At 76.1% G+C, this 10,925-nt stretch carries 13 protein-coding genes and 1 tRNA gene; 4 read left to right on the forward strand and 10 right to left on the reverse strand.

The annotated features are described in order from the left end of the window. Positions 1 to 5 precede the first annotated feature (5 nt). Positions 6 to 815 carry a lysophospholipid acyltransferase family protein gene (locus tag NT8_RS10325; protein WP_084468813.1) on the reverse strand — a complete coding sequence of 270 codons (810 nt, stop codon included), beginning with the start codon at positions 813 to 815 and terminating at the stop codon, positions 6 to 8. A gap of 321 nt (positions 816 to 1,136) precedes the next feature. On the opposite strand from NT8_RS10325, the gene cofC reads away from it, so the two are divergent. Further along, positions 1,137 to 1,784 (forward strand): 2-phospho-L-lactate guanylyltransferase, encoded by a 648-nt coding sequence (gene cofC / locus NT8_RS10330; RefSeq protein WP_084468810.1) that lies wholly within the window; start codon positions 1,137 to 1,139, stop codon positions 1,782 to 1,784. 93 nt (positions 1,785 to 1,877) lie between these two features. Here the strand turns inward: cofC and NT8_RS10335 are convergent, their stop codons facing one another. From NT8_RS10335 to leuC, 4 genes are all read right to left on the reverse strand, one after another. Then, on the reverse strand, positions 1,878 to 2,159 hold the full coding sequence (locus NT8_RS10335) for an HU family DNA-binding protein (RefSeq protein WP_067966885.1): 282 nt from the start codon (positions 2,157 to 2,159) through the stop codon (positions 1,878 to 1,880). Positions 2,160 to 2,238: 79 nt separating this feature from the next. Next, positions 2,239 to 2,565, reverse strand: a complete 327-nt coding sequence (locus NT8_RS31575; RefSeq protein ID WP_449406614.1) for an SCO5555 family protein — start codon at positions 2,563 to 2,565, stop codon at positions 2,239 to 2,241. After that, on the reverse strand, positions 2,457 to 3,047 hold the full coding sequence (leuD, locus tag NT8_RS10340) for a 3-isopropylmalate dehydratase small subunit (protein WP_067966889.1): 591 nt from the start codon (positions 3,045 to 3,047) through the stop codon (positions 2,457 to 2,459). Before leuD ends, NT8_RS31575 begins: the two co-directional genes overlap by 109 nt. 31 nt (positions 3,048 to 3,078) lie before the next feature. Next, positions 3,079 to 4,476: a 3-isopropylmalate dehydratase large subunit gene (gene leuC / locus NT8_RS10345; protein WP_067966891.1), complete on the reverse strand. Its 1,398-nt coding sequence runs from the start codon at positions 4,474 to 4,476 to the stop codon at positions 3,079 to 3,081. A gap of 190 nt (positions 4,477 to 4,666) precedes the next feature. Between leuC and NT8_RS10350 the strand changes: the two genes are divergently transcribed. Next, positions 4,667 to 5,353 carry an IclR family transcriptional regulator gene (locus NT8_RS10350; RefSeq protein WP_067966894.1) on the forward strand — a complete coding sequence of 229 codons (687 nt, stop codon included), beginning with the start codon at positions 4,667 to 4,669 and terminating at the stop codon, positions 5,351 to 5,353. A gap of 25 nt (positions 5,354 to 5,378) precedes the next feature. On the opposite strand, the gene NT8_RS10355 is transcribed toward NT8_RS10350, so the two are convergent. Then, complete coding sequence (locus NT8_RS10355) at positions 5,379 to 6,497, reverse strand: PQQ-dependent sugar dehydrogenase (protein WP_067966897.1); 1,119 nt, start codon at positions 6,495 to 6,497, stop codon at positions 5,379 to 5,381. A gap of 106 nt (positions 6,498 to 6,603) precedes the next feature. Between NT8_RS10355 and NT8_RS10360 the strand changes: the two genes are divergently transcribed. Continuing rightward, positions 6,604 to 7,530, forward strand: a complete 927-nt coding sequence (locus NT8_RS10360; protein WP_067966900.1) for an alpha/beta fold hydrolase — start codon at positions 6,604 to 6,606, stop codon at positions 7,528 to 7,530. Between the two features lie 9 nt (positions 7,531 to 7,539). On the opposite strand, the gene NT8_RS10365 is transcribed toward NT8_RS10360, so the two are convergent. Together NT8_RS10365 and NT8_RS10370 are read right to left on the reverse strand one after the other, a co-directional pair. After that, positions 7,540 to 8,358 (reverse strand): SGNH/GDSL hydrolase family protein, encoded by an 819-nt coding sequence (locus tag NT8_RS10365; RefSeq protein WP_084468812.1) that lies wholly within the window; start codon positions 8,356 to 8,358, stop codon positions 7,540 to 7,542. Beyond that, the gene (locus NT8_RS10370; protein ID WP_067966904.1) at positions 8,355 to 9,383 is read right to left on the reverse strand and encodes a TlpA disulfide reductase family protein; all 1,029 of its coding nucleotides are present in this window, start codon (positions 9,381 to 9,383) and stop codon (positions 8,355 to 8,357) included. Before NT8_RS10370 ends, NT8_RS10365 begins: the two co-directional genes overlap by 4 nt. Positions 9,384 to 9,461: 78 nt before the next feature. On the opposite strand from NT8_RS10370, the gene NT8_RS30400 reads away from it, so the two are divergent. Then, complete coding sequence (locus NT8_RS30400; RefSeq protein WP_067966908.1) at positions 9,462 to 10,124, forward strand: MerR family transcriptional regulator; 663 nt, start codon at positions 9,462 to 9,464, stop codon at positions 10,122 to 10,124. Between the two features lie 51 nt (positions 10,125 to 10,175). Here NT8_RS30400 and NT8_RS10380 read toward each other — a convergent pair whose 3' ends face one another. Together NT8_RS10380 and NT8_RS10385 are read right to left on the reverse strand one after the other, a co-directional pair. Further along, positions 10,176 to 10,637, reverse strand: a complete 462-nt coding sequence (locus tag NT8_RS10380) for a carboxymuconolactone decarboxylase family protein (protein WP_067966911.1) — start codon at positions 10,635 to 10,637, stop codon at positions 10,176 to 10,178. A gap of 170 nt (positions 10,638 to 10,807) precedes the next feature. Further along, positions 10,808 to 10,880 (reverse strand) — tRNA-Glu (locus NT8_RS10385). Positions 10,881 to 10,925: the final 45 nt, after the last annotated feature.

Consider the following 10,925-nt stretch of genomic DNA (forward strand, 5'->3'; position numbering starts at 1 on the left):
GGGGGTCAGGGGCGGGCGGGGCCGCCGTCGGCGGGGGCGGTGTCGGGGGCGGCGTCCGGTCCGCCCGTGGTGCCCGCGGCGCCCTGGGCGGTGGTGTCGCCGGTGGCGGGGTCGGGCGGGGTGGCGCCGGGGGCGGGGTCGTCGGCGGTGGCCAGGCGCTCCTGGCGGGCCTGGCGCGGGTCGAACGGCACCGCGGGCGGCTCCTCGCCGCGGATCTCGGCCTGGAGCGCGGTGATGGCGCGCATGATGTCGGCGGTGGCGTCCTTGAGGACGGTGGCCGTCAGCGGGCGGTCGCGGTAGGCGGACAGGTCGACGGGCGGCCCGGCGGTCATCTGGATGCGCTTGCGCGGGAACAGCCGCGGCCGCTTGGTGCCGTAGCGGAGCAGGTTCTGCTCGCCCCAGTGGGCGAGCGGGACGACCGGCACCCCGGTGGAGAGCGCGAGGCGGGCGACACCGGTCTTGGCGGCCATGGGCCACAGCCCGGGGTCGCGGGTGCAGGTGCCCTCGGGGTAGATGATGACCGACGCGCCGTCGCGGACGAGGGCCTTCTCGGCCTCGTCGAGCGCCTTGACGGCGTCGGTGCTCCCCCGCTTGACGGGGATCTGCCCGGTGCTGTTGGCGACCGCCCGCACCACGGGGATGCGGAACACGCCCTCCTTGGCGGTGAAGGTCGGCCACCGGTGCCCGGCGACGTAGAGGTAGTGGGCGATGGTCAGGGGGTCGGCCATCGACAGGTGGTTGGCGGCGAGGATCACCCCGCCCTCGCGCGGGATGTTCTCCTGCCCGCGCCAGTCGACCTTGGTGACGGCCGTCATGATCGGGCGGACGATGCTGGCCACGACCAGCTTCACCCACCGCTTCTCGCGCTGTGCCACGCATTCCTCCGTTTTCCACCCGGGCGGCCTGGGCCGCCGGCGGCCCGCACCGGCGTGTCCGCGCCCGGGTACCCCGGCCCGTGCGGACGGTTCAGTCTAGGCCGCCGCGCAGATCACCCATGTCGCGGGCTCGGGGCGGCGCCCGGGCCCGGCCGCCGCCGCGCGCCTACCCTGGGTGCGCGGCGGTGGCGGCGGAATGCGCGCCGCCGTCCGCGCGCTGTCAGGTGCGCGGCCCGCGGAGCGGGCGGCGGACGAGGGTGGGTGAGGACGATCGAGCCGGATGCGCGGTGGGTCCTGGTGGTGCCCGTGAAGCGGTTGTCGGGGGCGAAGACGCGGTTGGCGCGGTTCGCCGGGCCGCACCGCGCGGACCTGGCGCTGGCCATCGCCGCCGACACGGTGCTGGCGGCGGTGTGCGCGCAGCGGGTGGCCGCGGTGTTCGCGGTGACCGACGACCCGCGGCCGGCGCGGGCGCTGCGCGACGTCGGGGCGCGGGTGGTCGGCGGTGAGCCGGGGACCGGGCTGAACCCCGCTCTGCGCCACGGCGCGGCCGAGGCGGTGCGCCGCCACCCCGGTGCGGGGGTGTGCGCGCTGTCGGCCGACCTGCCCGCGCTGCGGCCGGGTGAGCTCGACCTGGTGCTGGCGGAGGCGGCGGGCCACGCGCGGTCGTTCCTGCCGGACGCCCCCGGTGTGGGCACGACCCTGTACGCGGCGGGGCCCGGCGCGGAGTTCGCGCCGGCGTTCGAGGGCGGGTCGCGGCGGCGGCACCGGGCCGGCGGCGCGGTGGAGCTGGCGGGCGGCCGGGTGCCGAGCGTGCGCCGCGACGTGGACACCCCCGACGACCTGCGGGAGGCGGCCGCCCTGGGGGTGGGCCCCCACACGGCGAAGCTGCTGGCGCGCCTGGGTCTGTGACCGCGCCCGGGCGGCCCCGCGACGCACGGCGCCGCCCGGGTCCTCTCGGGGGGAACCGGGCGGCGCGGGTGCCGCCAGTGTGGGCGCGTGCTGCTACTTCTTGTCGCCGTTGACCAGGGCCTTGAAGTCGGCGCCGGCGCGGAACTTCGGAACGAAGCTCGCGGGGACGTCGATGCTGGCCCCGGTCGCGGGGTTGCGGGCCGTGCGAGCGGCGCGCTCGGACTTCTCGAACACGCCGAAGCCGGTGATGGCGACCTTGTCGCCGTCGGCCACGGTCTTCTGGATGGTGTCCAACACCGCGTTGACCGCCTCGGTGGCGGTCTTCTTGTCGCCGAGTCGTTCGGAGATGGCGTCGATCAGGTCACGCTTGTTCATGTGGTTCCTCCGGTTCCCCCTTGCTCGCACGAAAGTAGGGGACGCGAGGGGCCTTGCACAAACACAAACGCCTGGAAATTCAGCGTGTCGGGGGGTCCCCGACCTGCGGCGGAAGCTCGTCGAGCATCCGGTCGAGCCGTTCCGAGGCGCGCAGGGGATCACGTTTGACCGCTTCCGTGACCGTCAAAAGCCTACGTATAACCGGAATCCGGACACCTTCGGGGAGTGCGTCGGCGCGGCGGTGAGCGTCCCGGAGCCGCCGCGCCAAGTCCAGGTAAAATTCCGGATCCTCGGGCCTTACCGGGTGACGGGAAGCCACGACTTGCGCCGCTGCTCGTAGGCGTCGATGTCGTCGGTGCGGCGCAGCGTGAGCGCGATGTCGTCCAGGCCCTCCATCAGCCGCCACCGTGTGTAGTCGTCCAGTTCGAACGGCTCGGTCACGCCGGGGGCGCGCACCTCGCGCTCGACCAGGTCGACCGTGATCTCGGTCGCGGGGTCGGCCTCGGACAGGGCCCACAGCCGCTCGATGACCTCCTGCGGCAGCAGCACCGTGAGGAGTCCGCCCTTGAGCGAGTTGCCGCGGAAGATGTCGCCGAACCTGGGGGCCAGGACGGCCTTGAACCCGTAGTCCTGGAGCGCCCAGACGGCGTGCTCGCGCGAGGAGCCGGTGCCGAAGTCGGGCCCGGCCACCAGGACGGAGCCCCCGCTGTACTCGGGCTTGTTCAGCACGAAGTCGGGGTCGTTGGCCCGCCAGGCGGCGAACAGGCCGTCCTCGAACCCGGTGCGGGCGACGCGCTTGAGGTAGACGGCGGGGATGATCTGGTCGGTGTCCACGTTGCTGGCGCGCAGCGGGACGGCGCGGCCGGTGTGGACGGTGAACTTCTCCATGTCGGCGGTTTCCCTCGTGGTGTCGGGCGGTCTAGAGGTCGGCGGGCGAGGACAGGGTGCCGCGGACCGCGGTCGCCGCGGCGACCAGCGGCGACACCAGATGGGTGCGTCCGCCCTTGCCCTGGCGGCCCTCGAAGTTGCGGTTGGAGGTGGAGGCGCTGCGCTCGCCCGGCTTGAGCTGGTCGGGGTTCATGCCGAGGCACATCGAGCAGCCGGCCTCGCGCCACTCGGCGCCCGCCGCGGTGAACACCTCGCCCAGCCCTTCGGCGTTGGCCTGCTCCTTGACCCGCATGGAGCCGGGGACGACCAGCATGCGGACGCCGTCGGCGACCTTGCGGCCGCGGATGACCTCGGCGGCGGCGCGCAGGTCCTCGATGCGCCCGTTGGTGCACGAGCCGAGGAAGACGGTGTCGACGCGGACCTCGCTCAGCGGGGTGCCGGGCCGCAGGTCCATGTAGGCGAGGGCCTTCTCGGCGGCGGCGCGCTCGGTGGCGTCGGCGAATTCGGCCGGGTCGGGCACCGCGGCGTCGAGCGGGGCGCCCTGCCCCGGGTTGGTGCCCCAGGTGACGAACGGGCTCAGCCGGTCGGCGTCGAGCACCACCTCGGCGTCGAAGACGGCGTCGTCGTCGGTGCGCAGGCTCTCCCAGTGGGCGACCGCGGCGTCCCACTCGGCGCCCTCGGGGGCGTGCGGGCGGCCCTTGATGTAGTCGAAGGTGGTGGCGTCGGGGGCGATCATGCCGGCGCGGGCGCCCGCCTCGATCGACATGTTGCAGATGGTCATGCGGGCTTCCATCGACAGGGCGCGGATGGCCTCGCCCCGGTACTCGATGACGTAGCCCTGGCCGCCGCCGGTGCCGATCTGCGCGATGACGGCGAGGATGATGTCCTTGGCGGTGACGCCCGGCCGCAGGGCGCCGTTCACCGTGACGGCCATGGTCTTGAACGGGGCCATCGGCAGGGTCTGGGTGGCGAGGACGTGCTCGACCTGGCTGGTGCCGATGCCGAACGCCAGCGCGCCGAAGGCGCCGTGGGTGCTGGTGTGGCTGTCGCCGCAGACGATGGTCATGCCCGGCTGGGTGAGCCCGAGCTGGGGGCCGACGACGTGCACGATGCCCTGGTCGATGTCGCCCATGGGGAAGAGCCGGACGCCGAACTCGGCGGCGTTCTTGCGCAGGGTCTCGATCTGGGTGCGCGAGACCTTGTCGGCGATCGGGCCGAGGATGTTCTCGGTGGGGACATTGTGGTCCTCGGTGGCGACGGTGAGGTCGGGGCGGCGCACGCCCCGGCCGGCCAGCCGGAGCCCCTCGAAGGCCTGGGGGCTGGTGACCTCGTGTACCAGGTGGAGGTCGATGTAGAGCAGGTCGGGTTCTCCGTCGGCACGCCGGACGACGTGCTCCTCCCAGACCTTCTCGGCCATCGTGCGTGCCATGGACGACGCCTCCTCGCGTCTCGAACGTGTCTCGGGGGGCCTCTCGCCACCGCGTGGCCCGGCGGGCGACGCGGAGGTCCCGATGGTCGGGCGTCCGCCCCGCTGATTTGCATTCCAAATAGCGAGACGGCAATATCAAGCCATGGACAACTCTAGCTCATCCAGCGGTGTCGGTGTCCTGGACAAGACCATGTCCGTCCTCGACGCCCTGGAGTCCGGACCGGCCTCCCTCGCCCAGCTGGTCCGCATCACGGGCCTGGCGCGGCCCACCGCCCACCGGCTGGCGGTCGCGCTGGAGCGCCACCGCATGGTGTCCCGCGACAGCCAGGGCCGGTTCGTCCTCGGCCCGCGCCTGGGCGAACTCTCCATCGCCACCGGCGAGGACCGGCTGCTGGCCGTCGCCACCCCCGTCCTGGTCCAGCTGCGCGACCTGACCGGCGAGAGCGCCCAGCTCTACCGCCGCCAGGGCGACGTGCGCGTGTGCGTGGCCGCCGCCGAGCGCACCAGCGGGCTGCGCGACACCGTGCCGGTCGGCAGCGAGCTGCCCATGAACGCCGGGTCGGCCGCCCAGGTCCTGCTGGCCTGGGAGGACACCGACCGCATCCGCCGCTCGCTGCGCGGCGCGCACTTCACCGCGGCCAGCCTCACCCAGGTGCGGCGGCGGCGCTGGGCGCAGAGCGTCGGCGAGCGCGAGCAGGGCGTGGCGTCGGTGTCGGCGCCGATCAACGGCCCGGGCGGCCGGGTGGTCGCGGCGGTGTCGGTATCGGGCCCCATAGAGCGCCTCACCCGGTCCCCGGGCCGCCTGCACGCCCAGGCGGTCACCTCGGCCGCCGAGAAGATCAACGAGGCCCTCCACAACCACGAGGCGCAGCCCTAGCCGCGCGGGGCGGGCGGGGCCGTCGTCACTCGCCGACCGCGACCCGCAGGAGGCGGTCGTCGCCCGGCCGGGGTTCGCCGCGGCCGTCGGTGTTGCCGGTGGCCAGCCACAGCTCGGCGGCGTCGGGGGCGGCGGCCACCGCGCGCAGCCGGCCGTGGTCGCCGGCGAACAGGGCCTCGGGTTCGGCGACGGGGTCGTCGGGGTCGCCCGTCAGCGGGACCCGCCACAGGCGCTCCCCGCGCAGGGCCGCCACCCACAGCGAGCCCGAGGCGACCGCGGCCCCGCTGGGCGAGGCCTCGCCGGTGCCCCAGGTGGCCACCGGGTCGGTGAACCCCTCGCGGCCGCCCACCCCCTCGACCTCGGGCCACCCGTAGTTGCCGCCCGGCTCGATCACGTTGACCTCGTCGTAGGTGTCCTGGCCGAACTCGGTGGCGAAGAGCGTGCCCGCGTCGTCCCAGGCCAGGCCCTGCACGTTGCGGTGGCCGTAGCTGTGCACCAGGGTGCCGAACGGGGCGTCGGGCGGCGGCTCGCCGTCGAGGGTCATACGCAGGATCTTGCCGCCGAGGTCGCCGGTGTCCTGGGAGCGGTCGCCGTCGCCCGCGTCGCCCGTGGTGGCATAGAGCATGCCGTCGGGGCCGAAGGCCAGCCGGCCGCCGTTGTGGTGGGTGGCGCTCGGGATGCCGTCGACCACGACCTCGGGGTCGCCCAGCCCGGTGTCGGGATGGTAGGTCATCCGCACGATCCGGTTGCCGTCGGCGGCGGTGTGGTAGACGAACACGTCGGGGGCCGCGGCACCGGGTTCGACCGCGATGCCCAGCAGCCCGCCCTCGCCCCCGTGCCGCACGCCGCCGATCTCGCCGGCCTCGGTGGTGGTGCCGTCCGGGTCGACCCGGACCACCCGCCCCGCGTCGCGCTCGGTGACGAGTGCCGCGCCGTCGGGCAGGAAGGCGATCCCCCAGGGCACGTCGAGCCCGGTGGCCACGTCGGTGGGCTCGCCCGGCGGGACGACCCGGTCGGTCGGCAGGTCCGCCGGTTCGGCCGGGGCGCCGGACGGCCCGCCGCCGGCGCCGCCGCAGCCGGCCAGCAGGACCGCCGCCCCGGCGAGGACGGCGCCGGCCCGGAGCCGCGTTCGCGTTGCGCGCATGCCCGTATCGTTCCCCGTTCCCGGCCCGCTCCACCCCGGGCGGCGCGCCCGCCGCGCGGCGGGCGCGTCCTGGCCCGCCGGGGGGCCGTTGTCTACGATGGCGCCCATGCCCGGCCCCGGTGTGTCCCCGACCGCCCCCGACCGCCGCGTCACCGCCTCCGACGGGGTGCGCCTCGCCGTCTACGAGCGCGGCGACCCCGCCGCCCCCACGGTCCTGTGCGTCCACGGCTACCCCGACAACGCCTCGGTGTGGGACGGGGTGGCCGGACTGCTGGCGGCCGACCACCACGTGGTGACCTACGACGTGCGCGGCGCGGGCGCCTCCACGGCCCCGGCCGGCCGCGACGGCTACGCGCTGGACCTGCTCGCCGACGACCTCGCCCGGGTGGCCGCCGCGACCGCCCCCGACCGCCGCCCGCACCTGCTCGGCCACGACTGGGGGTCGATCCAGACCTGGCACGCGGTCACCGAGCCGCGCCTGGCCGACCGGTTCGCCTCCTTCACCTCCGTCTCCGGGCCGTGCCTGGACCACGTCGGGCTCTGGCTGCGGGAGCGGCTGGGCGCCGGTCCCCGCGGCCGGGCGGAGGGCCTGGCGCAGCTGCGGCGCTCCGCCTACATCGCGTTCTTCCGGCTGCCGGTGGTACCGGAGCTGGCCTGGTTCAGCGGGGTGGGCGGCCCCGCCCTCGCGGCGCTGGAGCGGCTGCGCGACCCCGGCGGGCCGCCGCCGCGCCGGTCCGTGCGCGACCACGTCAACGGGCTGGAGCTGTACCGGCGCAACGTGGCCGATCACCTGGGGCGCCCGCGCCCGCGCGGCACCGGGCTGCCGGTGCGGGTGCTGGTGCCCGCCGACGAGGTGTTCATGACCGAGGCCGCGCAGGCGGCCGCCGCGGCGTGGGTGCCGGACTTCCGATCACACCGCGTCCCCGGAGGGCACTGGGTGCCGCGCACCCGGCCCGCCGCGGTGGCCGACCGGGTCCGCGCCCTGGTCGCCGAGGTGGAGGCGGCCCGCGCTCCGGACGGCGGACCGGACTGACGCCCCCGCTCACCCCCCGTCCGCGCCGACCGTCAACCGGGCGGCGGTGGGGGCCAGGTGGGCGGCCCAGATGCGGTAGCCCTCGGGGCCGGGGTGGAAGCCGTCCGGGCCGAACATCCGCGCGGGGTCGGCGGGCATGGGCAGCGGCGCGTGCGCGGCGCGGGGCGCCGCTCGGGCGGCGCGGGCCAGTTCGGCGTCGAGCGCGCGGGCGCGCAGCCCGAGCAGCGGGCGCGTCGGCCAGGGCAGCGCCGGGAACCGGTGCAGCGGCGGGACGTCGCCGAACACGACGGGGGCCCGCCAGGCGGCGTGCGCTCCGGCGGCGATGGCCGCCGCGGCCCGCCCGAAGGCGCGTACCGGGGTCATCCGGAGCACGTCGTTGACCCCGGCCAGGACGAGCACGAGATCGGGGCGCGGGCCGGTGCGGGCGGCCGGCAGCAGCCGGTCGGCCACCTCGCGCGCGGTGGCGCCGCTGCGGGCGACCGCGCGCCAGCACACGGCGCGGCCGGTGCGGGCGGCCAGCTCGGCACCGAGCCGGCCGGCGATGCCGTCGGCGTGGACCGCCACCCCCACCCCGGCGGCCGTGGAGTCGCCCAGGACGAGCAGGTGCAGCGGGGGGCCGCCGGAGGCGTCGTCCGGCCGGTGGGCTCCCTCCGGCAGGCGGACGCCGTCCGGCGAGTGGGTGCCCCCCGGTGGGTGGGCGGTGCCCTCGGGGGTGGTGGCGTCGGGGAGGCGTGGTGTGGTGGCGCGGACCCGGCGGCCCTGGAGGAGCAGGACGGGTACCGCCGCCCACACCAGCGGCTGGAGGGTCCGCGCCGCGCGCCCGGTCACGCGTCGGCCGGGTCGAGCGGGCGGTAGACGGGGATGCCCGCCTCGGTCAGCTCCGCGCGCAGCGCGAAGTAGGCGTCGCCGAACGGGTCCTCGCCGACCAGGCCCATGAGGCCCCGGCGCAGGGTGACGTCGTGCGGGGCGAGGGCGGCGGCCCGCCGGTAGTGCCGATCGGCCCCGGCCGCGTCGCCGCGGCGGTGCAGCTCGACCGCGATGCGCGCGTGGCAGCGGGCGCGCTGGTGGTCGGCGGAGGGGACGCGGAACCGGGCCGCGGCGGCGTCCGGGGTGAACCCGCTGTCGTCCTCGCGCACCCAGCGGCGCAGCGCGCGCAGCGACGCGTCGGCGCTGAGCCCGTTCATCGACCGGAACAGGTCGGTGGCGGTCTGGCTGTCCTGGGGACGGGCGACGCGGCCGGCCTCGTCGATCCAGACCACGGTGGGGACGTTGACGACGTCGTAGAGCGCCGCGACCTGCCCGTCGACGTCGACCAGCGCGGGGTGGTCGCCCGCCGCCTCCTCGATCCACGGCCGGGCGTCGTCGACGGAGCGGTCCAGGGCGACGGTGACGACGGTGAACCCGTACTCGGCCAGCTCGCGGTGGCGCTCCGCCCAGGCGGGCAGGTCGTAGCGGCAGCCGCACCAGGACGCCCACATGACGAGGGCGACCTTGCGGCCCCGGAGGCCGCTGATCCGGTGCACCGTGCCGTCGATGCCGGGCAGGGCGGCGTCGGGCGCCTCCCCCTCGGGGCCGCGCGCGGGCGCGGGCAGCAGCGCGAGGAGCCCGGCGCCGGGGTCGGCGGCCGCGGTCGCGCCCTGCGCCTCGGCGAACCCGGCGACGTCGATCCGTCCGTCGGCCTCCAGGTGGGCGACCGCGGCGGCGGGGACGCAGGCGTCGCCGCGGCACCAGCCGTGCGGCCGCCGCGTCCAGCCGAGGAGCGGCGCGTCGAGCGGCGCCAGGAGGCGGCCGTCGGCGGCGGGTTCGGCGTGCAGGACCTCGGTCCCGCCCGGGGTGAGGACGGTGACGCGCATGCGGACTCCTATTGGATAGTTCCACTCTCTAATTTTGGAGAGTAGTACTATCCAATCGAGCGGCACAAGGGGGCGCCCATGCGGATCTCGGAGCTGGCCCGGCACAGCGGGGTGCCGGTCGCGACGATCAAGTTCTACCTGCGCGAGGGCCTGCTGCCCAAGGGCGAGGCCACGTCCGCCACCCGCGCCGAGTACACCGGCGCCCACCTGCGCCGGCTCCGGCTGGTGCGGGCGTTGGTCGAGGTCGGCGACCTCCCGCTGTCCCGGGTGCGCGCGGTACTGCGCGTGGTGGACGATCCCGCCACCGACCTGCACCGCGCGCTCGGCACCCTGCACTACGCCGTCGCCGACGACCCGCCCGCACCCGAGGACGACCCCGGGTGGGACGCCGCCCGGCGGCGCACCGACGACCTGCTCGCCGGCCTCGGCTGGCGGGTCACCGACCACGCCCCCGACCGCCGCCGCCTGACCCGCGCGGTGGCCGCGATGGCCGAGCTGGGCCGCCCCGTCGACGACGGCGCCCTGCGCGCCTACGCGGCCGCCGCGCACACCGCCGCCGAGCACGACGTGGCGCGCATCGGCCCTGGCGACACCCGCGAGGAGGTGCTGGAGTACGCCGTCCTGGTGTCCGCGCTCATGGAGCAGGCCATGACCGCCCTGCACCGGCTCGCCCGCGAGGACGTGTCGGCGACCCGGTTCGCCGCCCCCGGCGAACGCGGCGAGCGCGAGCGCGGCGGATGAACGAGCGGCGCGCGGGGCGGTCCGTCCCCCGCCCCGCGCGCCGGCGCCCGGTCAGACGCGCGCGGGCGGGTGCATCCGGGTGGCCACGCCGATCCGGTTGAGCAGGTTGATCCAGCCGGTCGCCACGATCAGCGCGGCGGTCTCGCGGTCGGTGTAGTGCGCGGTCACCGCCGCGTAGACGGCGTCGGAGACCCCGTGCTCGCCGATCCGGGTGACCTCGTCCACCAGCGCGAGCGCCGCCCGCTCCGCCTCGGTGAACAGCGTGGGCGCCTCCCGCCAGGCGGCGAGGGCGAACAGCCGCCGCGCGTCCTCCCCGCGCCCCAGGGCGTCGCGGGAGTGCAGGTCGACGCAGAACGCGCACCCGTTGACATAGGAGGCGCGCAGCTCGACCAGCGTGAACAGGGTCGCGCCGAGGACCTCCTTCAGCGGGTCGCGCGCCGCGATGATGCCGGCGTACACCTCCGGCAGCTCCTTCGCCGCCGCGACCCGGCCCTGTGCTCCGTCGTGCGCCATGGTGGCCCTCCCTGTGCTCGATCCGCCGTTGTCGACCACCCGACCCCCGGGAGCGCGGGGACGTGACGGGACGGCGGCGTGAAGGCGGTCACAGGACGGGCCGCGAGGGGGCGCGAGCCGAAAGGCCGCGCACATGGAAAAGGCTCCCACCCTGACGGGTGGGAGCCTTGTACCCCCGAGCGGATTCGAACCGCCGTTACCGCCTTGAGAGGGCGGCGTCCTAGGCCACTAGACGACGGGGGCCTGCTGCTGCGGTGGACCGGTGTTCCGCCGGGGCGGAGTGGCCGG

The sequence above is a fragment of the Nocardiopsis trehalosi NBRC 14201 genome (assembly GCF_001552555.1).
Taxonomy (GTDB): Bacteria; Actinomycetota; Actinomycetes; order Streptosporangiales; family Streptosporangiaceae; genus Nocardiopsis_B; species Nocardiopsis_B trehalosi.